This is a genomic window from Sorangium sp. So ce327 (genome assembly GCF_051530205.1).
GTDB classification, from domain to species: Bacteria; Myxococcota_A; Polyangia; order Polyangiales; family Polyangiaceae; genus Sorangium; species Sorangium cellulosum_B.
The window spans coordinates 3898478-3921633 of sequence record NZ_CP150330.1; the positions used below are offsets into that span (position 1 = coordinate 3898478).

Genomic DNA, 23156 nt, shown 5'->3' on the forward strand with positions numbered 1-23156 from the left:
GAGGTGTTATGCGCGCGCGACGCACGGTCGCTTGGTTGCTCAGCGGGGGGCTCCTCACCGCCGGCGCCGGTTGTGGCAGCGACGAACCGGAGGCGCTCGGCGCAGCTCGGCTCGCGGCCGTCGCGAGCGCCGACCGCACCGTGCACGCGGTCGACGCGCTCGGCGCTCAGCACCAGGCCGCCATCGCCGCCAACGCGGACGCGAGCATCCTCATCGCGACCTACACCGATCCGCGCGGCGCCCTCGCGGATCCGATCAGCCTGTCCGGCGTTGCGCGCTCCGCCGACGGCGGGAGATCCTTCGCCGAGGTCCTCGGCCCGAGCGGCGCGGGGGCGCTGCCCTCGGTCGCCGGCGGCCAGGTGCTCGGCGCCCCGCGCGTCGTCCACGATCCGACCCGCGACGTGTTCGTCAGCTCCTCCACCTACGTTCGCCCTGCCGATGGCCTCCAGGGCCTCTGCCTCCATGCCTCGAACCCCGGTAGCCGCACGGCCGGCTCCTCGTGGTCCGCGCCGGTCGAGGTGACCCCCGCGTTCGTCGCGGGGGAGAGCGCCGAGCAGGCCTCCATCGACGTCAACGCGGCGACCGGGCGCCTCTCCGTTACCTGGGTTCAGCGCGGCGGAGCGTCTCCGAGGATCCTCTACAGCCACTCGGACGATCTCGGCCAGACCTGGTCGCCCGCGGCCACGCTCGCGCAGGCGCCCGCCGGTGGCGATCTCGACGGGCCGAGCGCGCGCATCCTCCCCGGGGCGACCGACAGGGACTCCGTCGTCTATGCCGTCTTTCGCGCCATCGAGCCGGGGACCTCGCTGCGCAACGTCGGTTGCCGCCGGTCGATCGACGGAGGCGTCACCTGGGAGCCGCTCACCCTCCTCGACGAGGCCAGCTACCCCATGGAAGACCAGATCCTCGGCGTCGACCACGGAAGGAGCGCCCCGTCGATCGACGTCGACCAGGCCACGCGGCAGGTCTACGTCGTCTACCAGCGGAGCGGCGCGGACGGCACAGGGGACATCGCCCTGCGCTCGTTCACGGAGCAGTGCACCGCAGGCCCCGCCGTCCTCCTCAACAGCAATCCAGGGCGCGATCGGGCCCAGTTCTTCCCCTTCGTGGCCGTCGACCGAACGACCGGCACCGCGCACGTCGTCTACTACGACCAGGATGTCGACAGCTCGGGCGACCTGACCGAGATCGTCCACACCGCGTCGAGCGATCAAGGCGCCTCCTTCAGCCCGCCTGCGCCGATCTCCGACCGCCCCTTTCACGCGGGCCACGGCAACGACGCCTCCCGACAGAACCTCGGCGACCGCATCGGCGGCGTCGCGCTCGCCGGTGAGCTCTACAGCGTCTTCAGCATGACGGCCACCCCGCCGCGGTTCGACGAGGGGCAGCCGTCGTCGACCTCCCTGATCGCGCCCAACGTGCACCTCGACGTCCTCGACGAGCTCGCCCGCGTCCCGCCGCTGCGCGCGGCCGGCGCCCGGATCGCCGACGCCGCGTGCGGCGCCCTCGCGAACGAGCGCGTCGATCCCGGGGAGATCGTCGACGTCGGCGTCTACCTCGAGAACCACCTCGCCAACCCGATCTCCGGCAGGACGACCGTCTCCCGGATCACCGCCGCGCTGTCCACGGAGACGCCCTCCGTGACCCTGGTGAGGGCGAGCGCGCTCTACCCGGATATCGAGCCCCTCCGCACGGTCGCGGGCGACGCGCCGTTCGTCCTCAGGACGGGCCGGGACTTCGTTCCTGGAGCGCCGATCGATCTGACGCTCACGGTGAGCTCGGCTCAGGGCACGGTCGAGCTGCCGATCCAGCTCGAGACGGGCTCGCCGGGCCCCGCGGAGGTCCTCCTCCGCGAGGACTTCGACGCAGCGAGCGCGCCGGCGCTGCCCTCCGGCTGGCAGTCGGTGCGCGCCGGCGGGACGGCCTCCGCCTCGCCGTGGACCGTCGCGCAGACGCTGACGCCCGGAAACAACGCGGCATTTCACGACGAGGAGGCGGCGACGTCGCTCGTCGCGCTCGTGTCGCCCGCCGTGACCATCCCGGAGAGCTCCGGGAACTCCCACGTCACGCTCGACTTCGATCTCACCTACGAGCTGGAGGACGATCCGCAGAAGCTCATCCAGGCGTTCGACGGTCTGACGCTGCGCGTGGAGGATCTCACGGCCGGCGCCGCGCCCCGGGCGGTGCTCGCGGAGGCGTTCGCCGAGCGGATCGTCACCGGCGGGAGCCACCACTTCCCAAAGCACCTTCCAGCCCGCGACGACCCGGACTACCTGGCGGACAACGCGGTATGGTCCGGCAGCTCCGGCGGGAGCAAGCGCGTGTCGATCCGCTTCCCTGGCGCGGGGCTGCGCGGGCGGACCGTGAGGCTCCGCTTCGACTACACGCAGGACGACAGCCGGGTCTGCACGGATATCGGGCGCCCCGGGCCGTGCGGCGTCGCGGTCGACAACATCGTGTTCGCGGCGGTGCCGGTCGTGTCCAGGGCCTGCGGGGCGGATCTGGCCATCACCCAGACGGCCGCGCCGGATCCTGTATCGCCGGGCGCCCAGCTCACGATGACGATCGACGTCGCCAACGAGGGGCCGGGCGATGCGAGCGACGTCGGCGTGTCGTCCGTGCTGCCCGCCGGGGCGAGCCTCGTCAGCGCCTCGGGGACCGGCTGGACGTGCGACCTGGCCGGCGGAGAGCTCGCGTGCCGGCGCGCCTCGCTCGCCGCGCGGGAGAGCTCGTCGATCGCGGTCACCCTGGTCGCGCCCACGCTCCCGCCGTCCACGGTCGACGAGGAGATCGAGAGCACGGCGAAGGTGAGCGCGAGCGAGCACGATCCGGCGCCGGAAAACAACGAGAGCGGCGTGCGCGTCGACGTCTCCGTGCCAGCGCGCCTGATCGGCTATCTCACGGTCCTCGGCGAGCGCATCGCCGGCGAGGATCTCGCCTATACGGCGCTCATCACCAACACCGGTGGGCGCGTGCAGCCCGACAATGCAGGCTTCGAGTTCGTGGACGTGCTCCCGCCCGAGCTCCTCCTGGAAGGCGCGTTCGCGGACAGCGGCGCGGTCTCGGCCGATCCCGCCACCAACACGGTGGGCTGGGACGGCGAGGTCGAGCCGGGGGAGTGGGTGGCGCTCACGATGGAAGCGATCCTCCGTCCCCTGACCGATGGACTCGTCGTCACGAACCAGGGCACGCTCTTCTTCGACGCGGACTCCGATGGCGTGAACGAGTCGAGCGCGATGACGGACGAACCCCTGTTCGCCGGCGCGGCCGATCCGACGGTGCTCACGGTGAGGCCCGCCGTCTGCGGCGACGGCGAGCTCGGGCTCGGCGAGCAGTGCGACGACGGCAACCTGCGCAACGGCGATTGCTGCTCGGATCTGTGCACCGCCGAGCCGCCGACCACGATCTGCCGCATCGCGACCTCGCTGTGCGATCCCGGGGAGTACTGCGACGGCGCAGGGAGCTGCCCCGCGGACGTGAGCCTGCCGGACGGCGCCAGCTGCGATGATTTCGATGTCTGCAATGGCAGCGAGGTCTGCTTCCAGGGACTCTGTCTGAGCGACATCCCGCTCTACTGCGATGACGGGGATCCGACGACCACGGACGAATGCCATCCCTTCTTTGGCTGCCGGAACACGCCGAACAGCGCCGCCGCGGGAGGGGGCGGAGGCGGCGACGACGGAGGGACTGCAGTAGGCGTGGGCAGCGGCGGCGCAGTGGGTGGCGGCGGCGCAGGCGGCGGTGGCGCGGGCGGCAGCGGCGCGAGCGGCGGCGGCGACGCCGGAGGACCGGCCGAGGGCGCTGGAGGCAGGGGCGACGGCGCCGGCGGCGATTGCTCCACCGATGCCGGCGGGCCGGGCGGCACAGGGGTTGGCGGTGGCCGAGATGCGGCGGGTGGGGGTGGGGAAGGGGGAGGGGGCCAATCCGAGGGAGGAGCGGCCCCGGTCCACTGCTGCTGTTGTTTGAGCATCAGCTGCGCGTATGCCGTCATCGGCGGCGAGACCGGGCACGCGTCAGGAGCGGCCCGCGCGCTCGCGCTGTGCGGCGTCTTCGTGGCGCTCGGCAGCGCGCGCCGCGCCCGCCGCCGTCGCCGCTGACGGCGGCGCCCGCGCGCCCTGCGATCACCTGTAGACGAAGACCCCCTTCAGATCCTCGGTCTGCGAGATGGGCGTGCCGTCCTTCTTCGAGGTGGTCCTGAACTGGTAGATCATCCCCGGGATCAGCGCGGGACCGTCGTACTCGACAGAGACGTTCTCGCTCCCCGACACCCTGGGCACCTCCAGGTCCTCCCAGATCTTGGCGCCGAGCGCGTCGAACAACCGCACCTCGTACAGATCTTCGCTGGAGTCGTCCTCGAAGACGAACGTCGGTGTCCCGCTCACCTCCTCCATCGTGCTCGCGCCGGGCGAGACCACGGCGAGCGCGCCCGTCACCTTGAACGACTCCGCGACGGGCAGATCCTGGCCGGAGACCGTGATGCGCACGATCTCGGTCCCGCCAATCGACGTGTCAGGATCCCGCACGAGCGCGTCGTCCTCGAAGGCGGCGAGGACCACGTAATCGCCGTCGGGCACCCCGGCGATCGAGAAGTCGCCGGTGATGTTGCCTTGCCGGAGCCCTCGCGGGGTCTCGCCGCGCGCGGTCGCCTCGTCAAAGGTATCGGCCACGACGAGGATGACCGAGGTCGCGCTCCCCCCTGGAGCATTCACGATCTCGACCTTGCCGCTCACCACCGCCGTGGCGTCTCCGGTCGCGTGAAGATCCACGCCCGTCGTCTCCTTGCCGGCGCTGACCGTCGCGCTCGCCGTGTCGAGCGCGAGATCGGCGGCGTAACCTTTCACCGTGACGTCGCCCGCAGCCACGTTGTAGATGGTGTAGCTGCCGTCGAGATCGGCCGCGCCGGTGGCGCCGCCCGCGACCAGCAGCGTCCCGCCGGGCTGGTCGGCGTGGACGACCCCGGAGATGGAACCGAGCCCCTCGCTGTCCGAGAGCGGCAACAGCGAGATCTCCGTCGCCGCCGACTCGATCGCGGGCGGTTTGCCCGCCGCGGTCGAGAGGTCGATGGGCAGCGCGACCCGCGGCGCCTTCGGAAACGTCTCGTACGCCTGCGCGTCGGCGCGCAGCGTGATGTTGGCCTCGACCGGAGCGCCGCTCGCGTCGCGCCGCGCGGGCACGACGAGCTCATAGGTGCCGTCGGCCCCCGTGATCGCCACCCGGGAGATCACCGCGTCGCTCGGGTCCCGGGCGAGCACGCGCGCGCCCGCGATGGCCTTGTCGTCGAGCGAGTCGTAGACGCGCCCCCTCAGGGTCACCGGCTCGAAGCAAGCGGGCTCGGCGCCCTCCACCTCCTCGCACACCTGCGGGGCGGCGCACCCTGTCTGCGCGGCCACCGAGCAGCTCTGCGGCTGACCCTCGTCGTCGCCGCCGCACCCCATCCCCATCAAGGCGCACAGCATCCCAACAGACATCGAGCGCATCACCATCGATTCGTCTCCTTTCAAATCACGTCTCGTCGCTGCAGGCTCAGCTTCTCAGCTCGTGAGCGGCCAGCGCCGCGGCCTGCGATCCTGTCGCCGCTCCGAGCAGGGACAGTGAATCACGCAGGCGCGGCGGGCACCGAGCAGGGGGAACACATCCCTCCGGTTCTTCTGTGTCTTTCGTGGTTCAATCCCTGCCCTCGAATCCAGGGAGAACCCGGGCAAGCGTAGGGGCTAGTTCAAGATGACCTGGCAGCAGCCGGTGATGCAGTAGTAGCCTGCGGCACAAGGCTCCTGGCCGGAGAGCCCGCACGGCTGGACCCCCGCCGCGCACTGGCCTTGGGGCTCGCCGGTGGGCCCGCCGCCGCTGCCGGTGGCGTCGCCGCCGCCGCCTGTCGCGGCTCCGCCTCCAGCACCGCCGCCGCCCCCTGCGCCGGTGCCGGACTCGAAGCAGTCGTCTGGCAGCGTGTCCTTGCCCAGGCAGAGCTCGCAGCGGCCGCACTCGTTCAGGCAAGCATCCACGGGCGTGCACGGCTCGCAGCGGGTCGGGTCGGACTCGTGGCCGCGCGAGCAGGAGCCCTCACCGGTGCCATCGGCGTCGGAGCCGAGCCAGACGTACTTGCCGCCGCCCGCCGGCAGCTCGCAGCAGCCGAAGCAGTCGCAGCCGTTCGGCGTGAGCGGACCGCAGGTCGTATGGCACAGTTCGGACTGCTCGCGGTTGAGATCGCTGCAGCTCTTGCCATCGGCGCCCGGCGTCGAGGCCCCGCTGTCATAGGCGCACATCGTCCCGTTGTTGGACTCCGGGTGAAACCCGGGCGCGACCGCGTGCTCATCGCACTTGTGGTTCCAGTGGCAATCGTCGTTGCCGGAGCCGGAGTCTTGGTCGAAATAGCAGTCGACGGTGCACGCCGGCCCCGCCTGGCCGGGGATCCCGCCGTAGTAGCTGCTCTCGGTGTTGTCGCACGGGCCGAGGCAGTCCGGATCCTGGGCGTCGAGGAGCCCATCGTCGTCGTTGTCGACGAGATCCCCGCACGCGTACGTCTTGCCCTGGCACTCCACGATGCTCGTCGGGGTCGCCATGCCTCCGCCCGCAGCGCCGGTGCCGGCCCCTCCGCCGCTCGCGCTGCCGCCGCCGCTCGCGCTGCCGCCGCCGCTCGCGCTGCCGCCGCCGCTCGCGCTGCCGCCGCCGCTCGCGGTGTCGCCTCCCCCCGCGCCGCCGGACGGGGCGGCGCCGTCAACGGTGCTGTCGCTACAGCCGGCGCTGAGGGTGAGTCCAGACAGGGCGGTCACCAACGAGAGAGAGAGAGAGAGAGCTAGGCGCATGGTGTCTCCAGAGGTGGCTCAGGCGCTCCCGTCCGCAGCGCGCGCTGCGGAGCGGGACTACCGGCGCGTTCATCCGGAGCAGTTCCGCCGCGGTCAGGTCACGGCTCAGAAAAATGACCCGTCGCGAAAAAAACGCGGAGCCATCGCGACACCTGCGTGTGGCCGTGGGGTGATAACCCACGTTGTGCTCGCAGTTGTCTCTTCTCTTCCGGGGGGCAACCGAGCGGGCACGCTCGTCGATCTCATGAGGTCGCGTGGCCGCTGCGCGTCAGCGCCGCGCGCAGCGGCGATCACCCCGCGTGATCGCGCCGCCTTCGGGCGCCCAGGCCCAGCGCGCCCGCGAGGAGCGCCACGAGGCCGACGAGCGCGCCGCCGCGCTCGCCTCGCTGCATCGTGCAGACCAGCCCGGACGAGACCTCCGGCTCCGTGGACCCGCCGCCGCTGCTGCCCGCACCGCCGCTGTCGTCGCAGGCGTCGCCGACCCCGTCGGCGTCGCCATCCCCCTGATCCGCGTTGGCCGCGAGCGGGCAGTTGTCGTCGCCGTCCGGGACGCCGTCGTTGTCGTCGTCCGCGTCATCGACGTCGCAGGCGTCGCCTTGATAGTCCTCGTCGTTGTCTGCCTGATCCGCGTTGGGGACGGAGGCGCAGTTGTCCTGCTCGTCCGGGACGCCGTCGTTGTCGTCGTCTTCTTCGCAGGCGTCGCCCTGACCGTCGCCGTCGCTGTCGGCCTGATCGGGGTTGTACTCCTCGTCGCAGTTGTCCGCCGCGTCGCTCAGGCCATCTCCGTCCAGGTCCTCGCAAGCGTTGCCCACGCCGTTGTCGTCGGCGTCCGTCTGATCGGGGTTCGGCACGTGCGGGCAGTTGTCCGTCTCGTCCGGTATGCCGTCGCGGTCGCCGTCGACGTCGGCCCCGAGGTCGCAGGCGTCGCCGCGGCCGTCGCCGTCGCCGTCGGCCTGATCCTGGTTGGGCACGTGCGGGCAGTCGTCCTCTGCGTCCACGACGCCGTCGTTGTCGTCGTCGTCCTCGCAGGCATCGCCGGTGCCGTCGTCGTCCGTATCTTCCTGGAACAGATTGGACACGACAGCGCAGTTGTCCTCCACGTCGACCACGCCGTCGTCGTCGCTGTCGGGATCGCAGGCGTCCCCGAGGCTGTCCCCGTCCGCGTTCTCCTGGCCAGGGTTCTGATCTACAGGGCAGTTGTCCTCTGCGTTGCGCAGCCCGTCGCCGTCGGTGTCGATGTCGGGCTCGCAGAAGTCGCCGATGCCGTTGCCGTCGCCGTCCTCCTGGTTCGGATTGCGCGTGGCAGGGCAGTTGTCGCAGAGATCGCCGATCTTGTCGTCGTCTCTGTCCTGCTGGAGCGAGTTCGGGACGTCGCGGCAGTTGTCGACGTCGTTGTCGATGCCGTCGCCGTCGTCGTCACCGGCCTCGCAAACGTCGCCGGTGCCGTTTCCATCGGAGTCCAGCTGATCGGCGTTCGCCGTGAAAGGACAGTTGTCGTCGGCATCCAGGACACCGTCGTTGTCGTCATCGTCGTCGCAGGCGTCGCCGGTGCCGTCCGCCTCCGCATCCGACTGGTCCGGGTTCATCCCGACAGGACAGTTGTCGCACGCGTCGCCGACGCCGTCGGAGTCCGAATCCCGCTGATCCTGGTTGAGAACGGACTGGCAGTCGTCGCACGCATCGCCGACCGCATCGCCGTCGGCATCCGCTTGGTCCGGATTCTGGGTCTGCACGCAGTTGTCCGCTGAATCCACGACCCCATCCAGATCGGTATCGGGGTCCTCCGCCCACCCCGCGGCCGGCAGGATCAGCCCGAACAGGCCCGCCACGATCCCCACCGAGAACCGTCGCCCGCGCGACCGCACGCCCCTCGTCCCCGCACGTTTCATCGCGCCTCCGTCCTTCATGGCCTTCATGGCGACAGCTTGGTCACGAACACATCCGTGCCCTCGCCTCCCTCGATCCGCTTTTCCCCGAACGTCACCTTCCCGGTGAACGCGCCGGTCACGTAGACCTGCCTGTCGCGGTCGATGGCCACGCCCGTCGCCCGGTCCGCGCCGGCGCTGCCGAAGCGGTGGCTCCACCGGTAGCCGCCCTCCGGATCGAGCTTGGCCACGAACACGTCGTCGTCCCCCGCGCTCGTCACCGACCCGTCCGCCAGCGTCGTGTCTCCGCGGAACCCCCCCGCGACGACCACGTCCCCCGCGCCGTCGACGAGGAGCTGTCCCAGCGACGCGCCGTCCTCGCCGATCACCCGGCTATAGATGTGCTCGCCCGTCGGATCGAGCTTGGCCACGAACACCGCCTGGTGCTCTCCGGCCGTCCGAGGGCCCCCGCCGAGATCGATCGTCGCGCCGAACTCCCCGCCCACGATCACGTTGCCCGCCCCGTCCACCGCGACCGCCTTGGCCCGCTGCGGCCCCGCGTCGCCGAAGCGCTTGCTCCAGCGGTGCTCGCCGAGCGCGTTGAAGCTCGCCACGAACACATCGAAATCCCCGGCGCTCTCCAGCGGCTCGCCGCCCAGATCGAGCGTGCCGGCGAAATCTCCGATCACGATCGCGTTGTTGCGCGCGTCCATCGCCACGGCGCGGGCCTGCTGATCGAAGCCGTCGCCGAAGCGCTTGCTCCAGAGCAGCACGCCGTCGTTGTTGAAGCTCGCCAGGAACACGTCGCTGCCCCCGGCGCTCTCGAGCCGGTCCTTGCCGACGTGCAGCGCGCCCGAGAAGCGGCCGGCCACGACGAGGAGCCCCGCCGCCGTCGCCGCCACGCTCGTCGCCGCCTGGAAGCCGATGCCCCCGAGCGGCTGCAGCCACAGCTCCTTCCCCTCCGCGTCGAGCCTCGCGACGTAGCCGTCTCGCCCGCCGGCGCTCGTCCGCGGCTCGCCGCCGAACTCCAGCGTGCCGGAGAACTCCCCCGCGACCAGGAGGCCCTCGTTCCCGTCCGGCGCGAGCGCGTTCACCGTCTGCGGATCGAACGCACCGAAGCGTTTCAGCCCGAGCCCCGACCCGTCGCTCGCCGCGAGCCGCGCCCAGAAGACGTTCTCCTCGCCGATCGGGGTCACGCTCTCGTCGTCGAGGGCCACGTCCTCCGCCTTCGTGAGCCTGCCAACGAGCGCCGCGGTGCGGTCGTCGAAGACGGCCACGCTCGTCCCTGCACGCTCCCCGTCGCCCCCGAGCGCGCGCGCCCACTGCACCTCGCCGCCCGACCGCGGCGCGCCACCGCCGCCTTCGCCGCCGGCCCCCACAGGGGTCGACAGGCTGAGTTCGGGAGCGCAGCCGAGCACCGCAGCGCCGAGCGCCGCAGCGCCGACCATCACGACGCCAAGCGTCGCGCCGGCTGTCGCCGAGTACAACCGCCGCACCCTCATCAGAACACCCCCTGCCACATGACGCCCTGCGCCGTGGGCGTTGCGATCGGCACGAGCGACGACGCCTGCTCGCCGCCCGCCCTGGGCCGCAGGAGGATGCCGCCCAGCGCCGCGCCCACGCCGGCGAGGCCGACCGCGCCGAGCGTCACCGACAGCCCCAGGCTGCGGTTCCACCGCGCCCGGAGCGCCTCCATGCTCTCGAAGTCGTGGACGCCCCGATCGCACACGGACCCGGGGCACTCGTCCTCGACCCGAGCCCGCGCGGCCAGGTGGTCGGCAGCGAACACCGCGCTGCCCGCGATCGCCGCGAGCCCCACGCCGCCCGCCGTCCACGCCCACAGCGGAACGGGCGCGCGGGGCTCCGCCGGCGCGTCCGCGGGCGGCTGCTGCGCTCCGCCCACGTTTGCGCCCATGCTCCCACCTGCGGCTGCGCTTGCTTGCGGCTCGGTCGAGCGCCCCGGCACGAGGTGGATGCGGACCTCCACCGGCGCGCGCTCCGCCTGCTTCAGCGTGACCTCGCGCCGCGCCGTCTGGAAGCCGGGCGCCGTCACCACCACCTCGTGGCGACCGGGGTTGAGCTTGCGCGGGTAGGGGAGCGCCGCTCGGGGGATCGGCTGGCCGTCCACGCGCGCCTCGATCTGGTCCAGCGCCGCGCCCTCGACCCGGAGCTGGAGCGACGGGATGCGCGCCTCGAGCTGCTCGACCATCGCCGCGGCGGCCGCCCGCGCCTGCGTGAACACCGGCGGCTCGTCGCTCCCGAGGGGCAGGTGGACGACCTCGTAGGCCGTCTCCCGGGCCTCGATCAGGCGACCGAGCGCCTCGTCGGCGCGCGCGAGATCGAGCCCCGTCGTGGGGGCGCGCACGAGCGCGTGGGCCGCCTGGAAATCCTCGCGGGCGCCGGCGACGTCCCCCGCGTCGCGCTTCTTGCGCCCCTCGATGAGGAGCGTCCGCGCAGTCTGACGATCGGCCGCCGAGGGCTCGGCCCGCGCCGGAAGCGCCCCGGCGACCGAGAGGACAGCCAGGGCTATGCCTGCGGCGCGGGAGGCACGGGGGCGCAACAATTTCATCTCATCACCAAGCCGCCCGGGACTGTCCCGGACTACTCGATCATGATCGCACGCCGCTCGCGCGGGGGTCAACTACGCCGGCGCGCGCGCATCGTGCTCATGAGGCCATGGCGCGCGCATCGCGTAGGGCGTCGATCGTGTTGATCACGTCGATCACGTCGATCACGTCGATCCACGTCCATTGCGCTCATCGGTTGTTGGCGCTCGCGACTCGCTCCGTTCACGTGGCCGAGCGACTCTGGGGCAGGGGCACGACCGCAGGCTGGTCGGCGACCCGCTCCCGCTCCCTCGGAGGCGAGACCGAGCCTCCGGCGCTGAGAGGCGCCTCGCTCGGCGCGATCGGCGTGAGATCGGCCGTCGCCGGGCCTCGGAGGACGCGGCCCATGGCGTCGAAGCGGGCGCCGTGACAGCGGCAGTCCCAGCTGCGCTCCGCGGAGTTCCACGAGACCACGCCGCCGAGGTGGGTACACATGGCCGACATCTCGTGGATCTGCCCTTGCGGATCGCGGTAGACGGCGAGCTTCTTCAGGCCCCTGCGCACGACGGCGCCTGCGCCGGGCGCGATCTGCGCCACGTCAGGAACATCGCCCTTGCCGAGCCATGAGGCGTACTGGCACGCGACATTGAGGTTCTCCTTCGCGTACTCGGAGACGGCGGCCAGGCTCAGGTTGACGCGGGTGGGATCGAAGAGCGACGCCATCCGGCTCTCGCGGCCCTGCACGAGGTCCGAGATCACGAGGCCTGCGATCGTCCCGTGCGTCATGCCGTTGCCACAGTCGCCCGTGGAGATGAAGATCCTCGATCCCTTCTTGATGCGACCGATGTACGCGAGGCCGTCGACCGTCTCCATCACCTCGCCGGACCAGCGGTGCAGCACCTCGCCGGCCTGCGTGAAGCGCTCTCTCGCCCATGCCTCGAGCCGCGCGTGGCGCTGGTCCGCGTCGCTGGCCTGTCCGGTCTTGTGGTCCTCTCCTCCCACGAGGAGCACCTCGTCCGGGCCGTCTGCGCCGTTGATGTTGGCGAGGCGGACGTAATGGAACGGTTCGGCCGTGTCCCAGTAGAGCCCCGGTGGGATGGCGCCCCGCGGGATGCGCAGGCCGACGACGTAGGTCCGGTAGCCGGCTTGCTTCAGGTGCACGGAGAAGCGCGGAATGAACGGGGAGTTCGTGGCGAGCACGGCCTCGCCGGCGATCACCCGGTGCCCGCGCGCCGTCTTGACGACCACCCCGTGAGGCACGGCGTCCTCGTCGACGTCGACCACGTGCGCGAGCGTGTAGAGCCTGCCGCCGTCGCGCTCGATCGCCCGCGCCAGCCCCGCGAGGTACCTGCGGATATGAAACTGCGCCTGATCGGGGAAACGGACCGCGGGCCCCGTATCGAAATCGAGCAGCGGCGCGCGGTCGACGTAATGGGTCGAGCCGAGCCCGGCGCGGTGCGCGGCCTCGATCTCGTCCCGGAGGGTGGCCGGGGGCGACCCCGGGGCTGTGAAGAGATAGCCATGGACGCGCCGGAAGTCGCAGTCGATCTTCTCTTCCGCGACGATCCGCTCGATCGTCTCGATGGCCGCCGTGTGGCTCCTTGCGGCGAGGCGCAGGCGGCTCTTGCTGTGGAGCTTCGCGAGCGAGGCCCAGCGCCGGTCGAGCGCGTGCGTGATGTGCGCGGTGGTGAGCCCTGACTCGCCTCCGCCGATGGCGCCGTTGTCGAGGACGACGACGCGCTTTCCGGCCTTCGCGAGGAGATACGCCGTCGTCAGGCCGGCGATCCCCGCGCCAACGACGCACACGTCCGCCTCGTGGTCGGTCGCGAGGGGGGTCATCGGAGGGATGACGGCGTGGGTCCAGGCGGTGTTCTTATCGTAGGCTCGCTCCGTCATAGGCGCTCCGCGTCTGGGCGCCGAGCGCTTTGGCTCGGCGCTTCGTCTCGGTGATGGGTCATGGGGTCTGCCGCCCGGGAGGCGTGATGATCCGCCGCGCCAGACGCCCCGGATGCGGCCTCCATGGCCGCCGCGCCGCCGGCGCGCGCGGGGGGACGCGCGCCGGCGGCGCTCTTCGTTCGCGCGCGAATGCGCGCTCGGGCGAGGTCGTCAGACCCCTCCCGCGGGTTGGCGGAGAGGTCGTTGAAGCGAGCGGGCGACAGGCGGGGGAGCGGCCGAGCGCCGTCCCGACGCTTGCCCGCGCGGCGCTTGTCGCCGCTGCACGCGAAGGGAGCGAGCGTGACGAGCGTAGAGAGAGTCGTGGCGCTCCTGAGCCAAGCCACCCACATCACTCGCGGGACGATGCAGATCGCGTACCGCGCCCACCGCCGCCCGGCGCGGCTTGTATGTTGGACGTGCCGCGGGGCTCACGGTGAGGCATTCTGCCACGATGAGGCAAACCTGCGACGCGCGCGGCGCGCGTCCGAGGCGATCGCGGGCCGCATGCAAGAGAACGGTTGGTCAGCGGGGAGCGCCGTTCAGGCGAGGCGCGCCGTCCAGGCGGGACACGCCGTTCCGGCGGATCCAGGGGTAGCCGATCGTTGCCACGAATTCGCCGCGACAGCTGCTTGATTCAATCCGCGCGCACGCGTACTTGACGTCCACGACACAGCAGATTGAGGACGTTCGACAGCCCACAGCGAGGGGTGCCGGATCGGCCTTGGCTCCACCGAGCGCCCGCGGCTCGGGCTCTTCGTCGAGACATGGAGGATGGATGAAAGCGCACCTGGTGACGAACGTGGCTCGGATTGCTCTTCTGACGAGCATGGGGCTCCCCCTGGGCTGCAACGGCTGCGACTCGGAGCCTGAGGACGGCGTCACCTCGTCTACGAGCGGCGTCGGAGGCGCCGGCGGGCATGGCGGCGAAGGCGGCGCCGGCGGCGTCGCCGGGCAGGGCGGGGCCGGAGGCGGCGGCGGGCAAGGCGGTGAAGGGGGGGCTGGGGGACAAGGCGGGGTCGGAGGCGCCGGCGGCAGCGGTGGAGTCGGAGGCGCCGGCGGTAGCGATGGAGTCGGAGGCGCCGGGGGGCAAGGTGGCGAAACGGGCGCCGGTGCATCAGGTGGAGTGGGGGGCGCAGGCGGCGACGGCGGCGCGGGCGGCAGCGGCGGCGGCGAGCCTCCGGCGTTCCTCGGAGATGCCCTGTGGGGGCTCGGCGCCGGCGAGGCGAAGAACGAGCGAATCGAGGCGATCGCGGCAGATCTGCACGATAACGTCGTCCTGGTCGGCGGCTTCGAGACGGCGATCAACTTCGGTGGCGAGGCGGACGCCCTCGTGAGCGACGGTGGTCTCGACCTCTTCGTCGTGAAGCTCGACGCGGCGGGAGGCCACGTCTGGAGCAGGCGTTTCGGGGGCAAGTCCGATCAGGTCGCGTTTGCGGTGGCCACGGATCCGAGCGGCAACGTCGTCGTCGCCGGGGAGTTCGAGGGGACCCTCAACTTCGGCGCGGACGCGAGCACGGAGCTCGTGAGCGCCGGCGGGAAGGACCTCTTCGTCGCCAAGCTCGACGCCGGCGGCAACCACCTCTTCAGCAAGCGCTTTGGCGGCGAGCTCGATCAGGGCGCCACGGCCGTGGCCGTCACCGAGGCGGGCGAGATCGTCGTCCTCGGCATGGTCGACGGCAGCATCAATTTCAGCGAGGCGCCCGGGACCGCGCTCGAGGGGAGCGGGGGTCCCAACGTCGTCGTGGCGAAGCTCGACGCCGGCGGCGGCCACCTCTGGAGCCGGCGGTTCGGCTCCGCGGAGAGCTGGCAGCGCTTCCGCAGCATCGCGGTCGGCGAGTCGGCCCTCTACGCGGCCGGCGCGTTCGGCGGAAGGCTCGAGATCGACGGCCACGTCGTGGAGAGCGCCGTCGACGGCTCGCGCGACGACGAGCCGATCTACAGCATCGATGGGCTCGTCCTGCGGTTCGATCTCGCGTCGGGCAGCCTCGTCTGGGGCCGGTCGCTGGGCGCCGCCGGCGAGCAGTTCGCCAAGTTCATCGGCCTCGGGCTCGATGGCCACCCGGTCGTCCTCGGCAACTACAGCGCTCCGTTCCGCGTCGGGCCCACGGCCATCGAGCGCGCCGCGGTCGGGGATTACGACCTCTACCTGGCCCGGCTCGACGCAGAGACCGGTGAGCTGCTCGCCGCCCGTGGGCTCCCGTCCGCGGGCGACGAGTTCGTCTGGGGCTTCTCGCAGGACCCCTGGGGCAACCACGTTCTGAGCGGTTACTTCACGGAGGCGCTCGAGCTCGGCGGGGCGCCCGTGGAGACCGTGCCGCCCGAGTCGGGCGATGCGTTCGTCGCGAAGCTCAGTCCGGACTTCTCCGAGGAGCTCTGGTCCGACGTCTACCGCGATGGGGTCTTCTGCTTCTCGACGGCCCAGGCCGTCACCGGAAGCGGGAACACCGTCGCCGCTGGCCTCTTCCACGGCGAGCGGCTCGAGCTCGGCGGCGGCCTCCCCGCCATCGAGCACAGCGCGTCTGTGGGCGATCGCAGCAACGGCGACGTCTTCCTCGTCACCCTGTCGCCGTGACGGACGATCGGGCGCGCGGACACCCCCGCGCGCCCGATCACCGGCGGCGATGTGCCGCGGCGCTGCTCAGTTCGTCTCGTGGCGCGGCTGGGCGGCGTCGGCACGTGCGGCGCTGCCGCCCTGCTCGCCCTCGCGCGCGCTCTCCCCCGGCGCGTCGCTCTGTCCGTCGCCGCGCGACTCGCCGCCCTTGCGGCCGATCTGCGCCATGTGTCCGCGGTTCTGGCTCACGGCCGCGCCGCCCTTGCGGCCGATCGCGGCCATGTGCTCGCGATTCTGGCTCACGCTCGCGCCGCCCTTGCGGCCGGCCGCGCGGGCCTCCTCGGAGCTGAACTCGTGGGCCGTGCCCTTCTCGTGCGCGGCCTTGCCGCCCATGCTCGCGATCGCGCGTTGCTGCTTCTGGTCCATCGCGGCGAACCCACGACTGCTGCTCTGACCGTGTTGCTGTGCCATGAGTCGTCTCCTTGGTGTCTGGGCGCATCGCTCCAGCGCCCTCACGGGGTGACCCAGGCGTGGTGCCCTGTGGGATCGTCGCTGAACGATGTCGGCTCCTCCGGGGGACTGCAACGTGAGTGCCATGAAGAGGGATCCATGGACACGCGACGTCGCCGGCGCGGATCCAGCGGGACTTCCGTGGATTCTCGTGAGCGCTCGGGAGCGTCCAGGGTGCGCTCCAGCAGGGTGAGGTGAGCGCGATCCTCCGGGCGCGCCCGGGGAAGGCGCGGTTTCTGCGCCGACGTGCGCAGCGCCGATGGTGTCGCGTTGCGTCCAGCGCCGCTCAGCCCGGCGAGCGCGGCGTTCCAGCGGACGCCCCGCCGCGCGGCAGACTGCCCCACCGGTCGTGAGCGCGCGGGCCATCGCGCCTCGTCCGCGCCGCGCGGTCGAAATCCACGGCGTCCTCTCGTGTGGACGACTCCAGCGCTCGCGACGTCGCCGACGTCACCGCCGCCGGGACGCCGCGACGATCGTGCTCCAGTGCCCAGCGTGCTTGACGGCGCGCGTTGTCGATCGCCATCGCGGATCCCCCGACCGGCGTTGTGGGCGCATCCGTCCCGCAGATCCAGGGGCGATGCCGTCGCGCAGATTCTGCGCCTCCGGGAGCCCGGCAGCCCAACCTGGGACGCGATAGTGTCGTCGTGACGCGTAGACCCTGCGCCGCTGCGTCGCTGCGTTCGCACGCGTGCGGTCCGCCGAGGCGGCGGTTGGGCTGTCGCGGGGCCGCCATGCCGGGGGCGTGGAGGCCCCCTACCGCTGTCAAGCGGCGCGAACCGGCCCGTCAAAAACTCGACGTCCGTGTGGCCCCCGAGTTGCTGCGCCTGTTGCCTCCCGGTCGCTGGAGCGTCACCGATGTCACGGTGACGCCACGCGCGAACACGTGATACAGAGCGGCCCGGCGTCATCAGCCCATGCGCACCATCCCATCCCTGGAACGTCCCCGAATGCAAGAGAGGCTCACAACGGACTGCGATGAGGTCGCCGGCTCCGGCGGGCTGGTCGACGTCGAGCCCGAAGGCGCGCTGTTAAAGGACGCTCTGCGCGGCCTGGTCGGCGTGTTCGCTCTCCACGACGCGATCCTCATCGGCTATCTCGCCTTGACGACGATCTTCCTGCTTGGCGCGCCGCCGACGGAGCTGCGAGCGCAGTGCATGAACCGCAATCTGGCGGGCATCGCCGCCCTGGTGTCCGTCTGCGTGCTCGTGCGCCGCGCGACGTTTCTGGCGCCCTTGCTGCGGAGCGTCCTTTACCGACTCTCGCTCGTCGGCGCCTTCCTCCTCAACTACCTGTCGCTCCGGACCCTCTTGCCGGCGGTCCGGAGCGATAGCGTCGACGCGGAGCTCCTCCACCTCGATCTCCTCCTCTTCCGCGTCGAGCCGGCGCTCTGGATGGAGCGCTTCAACACGCGCCCGATCGTGGAGTGGTTCTCCTTCTTCTATTTCAGCTACTTCTTGATCTGTTTCCTCTCGATGGTGCTGGCGGTATGGGTCGCCCGACCAGGCCGGGGGACGACGGAGTACGCGGTCGGCACCACGATCGTCTACTGTGTTGGCCAGCTCGGTTACATGGCCGTCCCTGCGTACGGCCCCATCCAGGCGCTGAGCCACCTCTATCAGGGGCCGCTGGACGGCGGCTTCTTCTGGGGCTGCGTGAGCAGCGTCGTGCAGGCCGGCGGCGCGATGAAGGACGTCTTTCCCTCCCTGCACACGGCCGCGCCGCTCTGGTTCGCCCTGTACACGTTCCACCGCGCCCGCACCGACCGGCGCCTCTTCTGGCTCGCCGTGGTGGCCGCGTTCTTCTCCATGAACATCATCGTCTCGACCATGCTCCTCCGCTGGCACTACGCGGTCGACGTCGTCGCCGGCGCCGTCCTGGCCGTGGGCACGGCGTGGCTCACGCCGCGGCTCGTCCGCTGGGAGGAGGGCCTCCGCGCCCGCATGGGTCAGCCGCAGCCGTGGAGCTTCCGGTAAGCGCGCCTCTCCGGCGCCGGCGCGCTCCAGTCCCGCGCGCCTCGGCGTCGGGGGAAGCTCATCTCAAGGAGCCGGCCTGGGCCTGAGCTCGGCACGAGCGCCCGCGGCCTGCTCGATCCTGGCGGCCGCTCAGGCGAGCGGTGCCTCCCACGCTTTCAGCGGAGCACCCCGCGGGAGCTCGTCGGCGCGGTCAGCCGCCGGCTGGAGCCGCCGAAGATCGGGTGACCGGGCGTGTACCCGAAGGTCACGCTCCGGAGCTCGATCCGGCCGCGCTCGAGCGTCGGGGCGACGGCCTCGGGGCGGTCGACGAGCTCGTGGGAGCGGACGATGGTGTTCACCCCGTTCGCGACGTTGCCGACGAACTCGAAGAACTCGAGGAAGCGGCGGCTGAGGTTGCGCGCCTCGTTGATGATGAGGAGCGACAGGCTCGTCGCCATGACGAACTCGGCGACGCCGATGTCGCCGCGCTCCCAGAGCCTGAGCGACTGGTAGAGCGTCCCCACCTTGAGCAGCGCGGCGGACGCGAACTGGAACCAGCGCACCCGCTCGGAGTACCAGTTCGATCTGCGCGCCGCGCGGAGCTCGTGCTTGAGCTGCTCGTCCAGGTACGCGCGCTCGAAGCCGAACCGGGCGAAGAGCCGCGCGCTCGTGAGGTTCGTGACGGAGTCGACGAGCTTGCCTGTTGTCTCGCTCCGCGCGGACGCGGCGCGCACCGCGTGGGGCTGACACCGGGTCGCGAGCCAGTAGGAGACGCCGACGAACAGCGCCGCCCAGGCCGAGACGACCGCGGCGAGCGCCGGGTGAGCGCTGTAGAGCAGCCCGATCGAGACCGAGAAGACGATGGCGATGGGCCAGAAGTCGAAGAGGATGGCCCACAGGGTCTGCGAGACCCCCATCGACGTCTCGCTGATCCGGTGGGCGAGCGCCCCGGCGAAGTTGTTGCTGAAGTAACGATGGGAGTGGTGCTGGAGGTACGCGTACAGATTGCGGGTCACGTTCTGGCGCTGCCACGGCCCGACGAGGATCTGGCAGAGGCCGGCGATCCGGCTGAACAGGAACTCGCCGGCGATGAGCGCGACGAACAGCGCCAGCGCGTCGCGCAGCCGCCCGCTCAGCGCGGCGCGGCCAGCGCCCGACGCCTGCGTCACCCCCTGGGTGGTGATCGGCTGCTGCGGCGCACGCAGGGGGGTCGTGTGCTCGAGCGATCCGGATCCACGCGCGGGCCCCCCGTGGAAGTTCAAGGGGGGTTGCCGCTCGGCCCTTGCGTGGTCGGCGATCTCCACTAAGCGCTTCAGGATGAGCTGTTCTCTGCCTCGAGCAGCCGCGAGCGTGATGCGAGAAGGGATGAAACAGCGGTCGAGCGAGGAGCGCGCAGAAGGGCGCGACTTCATCGAATGCCTGGAAGACCTCGCGATCGTGCGACCTGTGGACGACTCCGAAGAACATCTCCTCTGGGACACCGAGCTCCTGAAGCAGGAGCTCGCCCGCGCGAGCCCTGGCCGCGAGTCGGGGCTGATGCGGCTCCTCGCGGCGCGGGTCGCGATGAACAGCTCTTTCCAGTTCTTCGGCCTCCTCGACGCCCACGGCACGAGCTGGGAGTCGAACCACACCTCGACCAGCGGCGCCGGCGTGGAGCGGAGGGAGGTGCACGGCGTGCCCTTCTGGGAGTGCCGCTGGTGGCAGGGCTCGCCGGAGATCCAGGAGCGCCTGAAGGACGCTGTTCGGCGCGCGGCGCGCGGCGAGTTCGTCAGGTACGACGTGGAGGTCCTCGGGGGGAACGAAGGTGAGAAGCGCATCACGATCGATTTCAACCTGAACCCCGTGAAGGATCGGCAGGGCAAGGTCGTCTTCATGATCGCCGAGGGGCGGGACGTCACCGAGCAGCGGCGGCTCGAGCGCGAGGTCGCGCAGCACCGGGACGAGCTCGCGACGCTCGACCGCCTCAAGACGGAGTTCGTGGCCAACGTGAGCCACGAGTTCCGCACCCCGCTCACCCTTATCCTCGGGCGCGTCGAGGACGCGCTGTCGAGCCCGGCGGGGTCTCTCGGGGGCGACGGCCTCGCCGCGGCCCACCGGAGCACGCTCCGGCTCCTCCGGCTCGTGAACACGCTGCTCGATTTCTCCCGCATCGAGGCGGGGAGGCTCCAGACGTCGTTCGCGCCCACCGATCTCGCGCGGCTCACGGCGGAGCTCGCGAGCTCCTTCCGCTCGCTGATCGAGGGCGCGGGGCTGTCGCTCGTCGTGGACTGCCCGCCGCTGCCCGAGCCCGTCTACGTCGACGCGGCGCAATGGGAGAAGGTCGTCATGAACCTCCTCTCGAACGCCTTCAAGTTCACGTTCGAGGGGGAGATCGCGGTCTCGCTGCGCGCTCACCCGGACCACGTCGAGCTGACGGTGCGCGACACAGGCACCGGGATCCCCTCGGAGGAGCTCCCGCGCATCTTCGAGCGGTTCCACCGCGTGCACGGCGCGCGCAGCCGGAGCATCGAGGGCACCGGGATCGGGCTCTCCCTCGTCCAGGAGCTCGTCAAGGCGCACGGGGGCTCGCTGCGCGCCTCGAGCGCGGTGGGGCAGGGGAGCGCGTTCACCGTGGCGATCCCGAGGGGCCGCGCGCACCTCTCGCCGGAGCGCGTGGTCGCCGCCGGGGAGCCGGCGCCCTCGGCGGCGAGCGCGAGCCTCCACGTGCTCGAGGCGTCCCAGTGGTCTTCACCCCAGTCACCCGGGCGCGAAGGAGCGGCGCCCTCGGGCCCGGAGCCGCGCGCCGACGCCGCGCCCGCGCAGGTCGCCCCGGGCGGCGGAGAGGGCCGGATCCTCGTCGCCGACGACAACGCGGACATGCGCGAGTACCTCGTCCACCTGCTCACGCCGAGGTGGAGCGTGGAGGCGGCCTCGGACGGGCGGGCGGCCCTCGAGGCCGCGCTCGCGCGCCCGCCCGACCTCGTTGTGAGCGACGTGATGATGCCCGAGCTCGACGGCGTCGCGCTCCTCCGGGAGCTCCGCGCGGATCCGAGGACGAGCAGCGTCCCCGTGGTGCTCGTGTCCGCCCGGGCGGGGGAGGACGCCGTCGTCGAGGGCCTCGACACGGGGGCGGACGATTACCTGGTGAAGCCGTTCTCGCCGCGCGAGCTCCTCGCCCGCGTCCGGACGCAGATCGAGATGGCGCGGATGCGGCGGCGCGCGGTCGAGGCCGCGGAGCGGGAGCGCGCGCAGGAGCTGCCCCGCTTCCTGGACGCGGCGAGCGTGGTGCTGGCCGAGTCTCTCGACTATTCCACGACGCTCGCGCGGGTGGCGCAGCTCGCGGTGCCTGTCCTCGCCGACTTCTGCGTCGTCGACGCGCTCGACGAGGAGGACGGCGCCTTCCGGCGGGTCGGCGTGGCGCACTCGGACCCTTCGCTCGCCTCCGTGGCCGAGGAGGCGAAGCGCTTCGCGCCCAAGCTCGACGGCAACCCGGAGCACCCGCCGACCAAGGTGCTCCTCGAGCAGAGGTCGGTGCTCGTCGAGCACTTCACGGACGAGCAGATGCGCGCCATCGCGCAGAACGAGGAGCACCTCCGGGTGATACGGGCCATCGGGGCGCACTCGTTCATGTGCGTCCCGCTGGCGCGGCGCGGGCGGCTCTTCGGGACGCTGACCTTCATGGTCGTGCGATCCGAGCGCCGGTACAGCCAGGCGGACCTCGCGGCGGCGGAGGAGCTCGGGCGCCGCTGCGCGCTCGCGGTGGACAACGCGCGCCTGTACAGGGACGCGCAGAGCGCGATCGCGCTGCGGGACGAGTTCCTCTCGATCGCCTCCCACGAGCTGAAGACGCCGCTCACCCCGCTCGCGCTGCAGATCCAGACCCTGATGCGCCGCGCGCCCGAGCTGTGCCCCGACAGGGAGCGCCTCCCGTGGCTCATGGACAGGCTCGGGCTCGTTCGCCGGCAGAGCGAGCGGCTCAGGCGGCTCGTCGAGAACCTCCTCGACATCTCCCGCATCTCCGCGGGGCGCCTCGCCCTGGAGCTCGATCAGGTCCGGCTGTCGGACATCGTCCGGCAGGTGGTGTCTCGCTTCCAGGAGGGCGGCGAGATCGCGGAGGCGGGCTCGCGGGTCACCGTGAGCGCGGCGGACGACGCCGCAGGGAGCTGGGATCGTGTGCGGCTCGAGCAGGTCGTCGAGAACCTCGTCTCGAACGCGCTCAAGTATGGTCAGGGAAACCCGATAGAGATCACCGTCGCCTCGACGGGCTCGATGGCCACGCTGACGATCGCGGACCACGGCATCGGGATCGCGCAGGAGCACATCGGCCGGATCTTCGGGCGGTTCGAGCGCGCCGTGTCGGCGCGGCACTATGGCGGCCTGGGCATGGGGCTCTACATCACGATGCAGGTGGTCGAAGCGCTGGAGGGTTCGATCGAGGTGAGCTCGGTCCTGGGAGAGGGCTCGACCTTCAAGGTGACCCTGCCGCTCGCCGGCCCTCGGGCCTCGGGCCGGCAGGGTCTGCCGGGATTCGAGGGCGCCTGAGGCGCCCGGCGCGAGGGGGCCCCGCGGGCCGGCCCGAGGTCGTGGCGCCCTGGTCGCTGTCACCCTGCGAAGGGAGCGAGTGCGCATGACGACGAGCCGTCCCAGCAAGCGCATCCTGATCGTCGATGACGACGCCGCGATCCGCCGGACGTTGAGCGAGCTCCTGGAAGAGGAGGGGTATGCGGTCGCCTGCGCCGCGAACGGGCGCGAGGCCCTCGCATGCCTGCGGGACGACCCCTCGTCCATCGCGCTCGTCCTGCTCGACCTGATGATGCCGGTCATGGATGGGTTCCAGTTTCGCGCCGAGCAGAAGCGCGACCCGACGCTCGCCGCCACGCCCACCGTGGTGATGACCGCGCGCGGCGCGACGGAGCGCGCCGGCATCGACGCGGACGCGATCCTCAGCAAGCCGTTCGACGTGCTGAAACTGATGGACACCATCGAGCGGAGCTGCCGGAGGGGGTGAGCCGGCGGCG

The 23156-nt window shown here is 71.6% G+C and carries 13 protein-coding genes; 5 read left to right on the top strand and 8 right to left on the bottom strand.

Annotation, left to right across the window (positions count from 1 at the left end; all coding sequences use genetic code 11):
• Window positions 1–8: 8 nt before the first annotated feature.
• Window positions 9–4097, top strand: a complete 4089-nt coding sequence (locus WME95_RS14795) for a hypothetical protein (protein WP_437909021.1) — start codon at window positions 9–11, stop codon at window positions 4095–4097.
• A 24-nt stretch (window positions 4098–4121) separates the two neighbouring features.
• Here the strand turns inward: WME95_RS14795 and WME95_RS14800 are convergent, their stop codons facing one another.
• From WME95_RS14800 to WME95_RS14825, 6 genes are all read right to left on the bottom strand, one after another.
• A complete protein-coding gene (locus WME95_RS14800) occupies window positions 4122–5483 on the bottom strand; it encodes a hypothetical protein (RefSeq protein ID WP_437909022.1) in 1362 nt (453 codons plus the stop codon).
• A 228-nt stretch (window positions 5484–5711) separates the two neighbouring features.
• On the bottom strand, window positions 5712–6800 hold the full coding sequence (locus WME95_RS14805) for a hypothetical protein (protein WP_437909023.1): 1089 nt from the start codon (window positions 6798–6800) through the stop codon (window positions 5712–5714).
• Between the two features lie 290 nt (window positions 6801–7090).
• Window positions 7091–8716, bottom strand: a complete 1626-nt coding sequence (locus WME95_RS14810; protein WP_437909024.1) for a thrombospondin type 3 repeat-containing protein — start codon at window positions 8714–8716, stop codon at window positions 7091–7093.
• Window positions 8713–10161 (bottom strand): hypothetical protein, encoded by a 1449-nt coding sequence (locus WME95_RS14815; RefSeq protein WP_437910987.1) that lies wholly within the window; start codon window positions 10159–10161, stop codon window positions 8713–8715. The genes WME95_RS14810 and WME95_RS14815 overlap by 4 nt, the downstream gene beginning before the upstream one ends.
• Window positions 10162–10166: 5 nt before the next feature.
• Window positions 10167–11234: a hypothetical protein gene (locus WME95_RS14820; RefSeq protein WP_437909025.1), complete on the bottom strand. Its 1068-nt coding sequence runs from the start codon at window positions 11232–11234 to the stop codon at window positions 10167–10169.
• Window positions 11235–11454: 220 nt separating this feature from the next.
• Entirely contained in the window at window positions 11455–13107 is a 1653-nt protein-coding gene (locus WME95_RS14825; RefSeq protein ID WP_437909026.1) for an FAD-dependent oxidoreductase, read from the bottom strand.
• Window positions 13108–13921: 814 nt separating this feature from the next.
• Between WME95_RS14825 and WME95_RS14830 the strand changes: the two genes are divergently transcribed.
• The gene (locus WME95_RS14830) at window positions 13922–15718 is read left to right on the top strand and encodes a PE-PGRS family protein (RefSeq protein ID WP_437909027.1); all 1797 of its coding nucleotides are present in this window, start codon (window positions 13922–13924) and stop codon (window positions 15716–15718) included.
• A 66-nt stretch (window positions 15719–15784) separates the two neighbouring features.
• Here the strand turns inward: WME95_RS14830 and WME95_RS14835 are convergent, their stop codons facing one another.
• The gene (locus WME95_RS14835; protein ID WP_437909028.1) at window positions 15785–16168 is read right to left on the bottom strand and encodes a KGG domain-containing protein; all 384 of its coding nucleotides are present in this window, start codon (window positions 16166–16168) and stop codon (window positions 15785–15787) included.
• Between the two features lie 1097 nt (window positions 16169–17265).
• On the opposite strand from WME95_RS14835, the gene WME95_RS14840 reads away from it, so the two are divergent.
• On the top strand, window positions 17266–18180 hold the full coding sequence (locus WME95_RS14840; protein ID WP_437909029.1) for a phosphatase PAP2 family protein: 915 nt from the start codon (window positions 17266–17268) through the stop codon (window positions 18178–18180).
• 155 nt (window positions 18181–18335) lie between these two features.
• Here WME95_RS14840 and WME95_RS14845 read toward each other — a convergent pair whose 3' ends face one another.
• Window positions 18336–19421 (bottom strand): ABC transporter transmembrane domain-containing protein, encoded by a 1086-nt coding sequence (locus WME95_RS14845; protein WP_437909030.1) that lies wholly within the window; start codon window positions 19419–19421, stop codon window positions 18336–18338.
• Window positions 19422–19524: 103 nt separating this feature from the next.
• On the opposite strand from WME95_RS14845, the gene WME95_RS14850 reads away from it, so the two are divergent.
• On the top strand, window positions 19525–22680 hold the full coding sequence (locus WME95_RS14850) for an ATP-binding protein (RefSeq protein WP_437909031.1): 3156 nt from the start codon (window positions 19525–19527) through the stop codon (window positions 22678–22680).
• Between the two features lie 85 nt (window positions 22681–22765).
• Entirely contained in the window at window positions 22766–23146 is a 381-nt protein-coding gene (locus WME95_RS14855) for a response regulator (RefSeq protein WP_437552478.1), read from the top strand.
• Window positions 23147–23156: the final 10 nt, after the last annotated feature.

What these genes read in the sequence shown, in the direction of transcription:
- WME95_RS14795 (WP_437909021.1), top strand. Translation starts at nt 9, where the DNA reads ATGCGCGCGCGACGCACGGTCGCTTGGTTGCTCAGCGGGGGGCTCCTC.
- WME95_RS14800 (WP_437909022.1), bottom strand. Translation starts at nt 5,483, where the DNA reads ATGGTGATGCGCTCGATGTCTGTTGGGATGCTGTGCGCCTTGATGGGG.
- WME95_RS14805 (WP_437909023.1), bottom strand. Translation starts at nt 6,800, where the DNA reads ATGCGCCTAGCTCTCTCTCTCTCTCTCTCGTTGGTGACCGCCCTGTCT.
- WME95_RS14810 (WP_437909024.1), bottom strand. Translation starts at nt 8,716, where the DNA reads ATGAAGGCCATGAAGGACGGAGGCGCGATGAAACGTGCGGGGACGAGG.
- WME95_RS14820 (WP_437909025.1), bottom strand. Translation starts at nt 11,234, where the DNA reads ATGAAATTGTTGCGCCCCCGTGCCTCCCGCGCCGCAGGCATAGCCCTG.
- WME95_RS14825 (WP_437909026.1), bottom strand. Translation starts at nt 13,107, where the DNA reads ATGACGGAGCGAGCCTACGATAAGAACACCGCCTGGACCCACGCCGTC.
- WME95_RS14830 (WP_437909027.1), top strand. Translation starts at nt 13,922, where the DNA reads ATGAAAGCGCACCTGGTGACGAACGTGGCTCGGATTGCTCTTCTGACG.
- WME95_RS14835 (WP_437909028.1), bottom strand. Translation starts at nt 16,168, where the DNA reads ATGGCACAGCAACACGGTCAGAGCAGCAGTCGTGGGTTCGCCGCGATG.
- WME95_RS14850 (WP_437909031.1), top strand. Translation starts at nt 19,525, where the DNA reads ATGAAACAGCGGTCGAGCGAGGAGCGCGCAGAAGGGCGCGACTTCATC.
- WME95_RS14855 (WP_437552478.1), top strand. Translation starts at nt 22,766, where the DNA reads ATGACGACGAGCCGTCCCAGCAAGCGCATCCTGATCGTCGATGACGAC.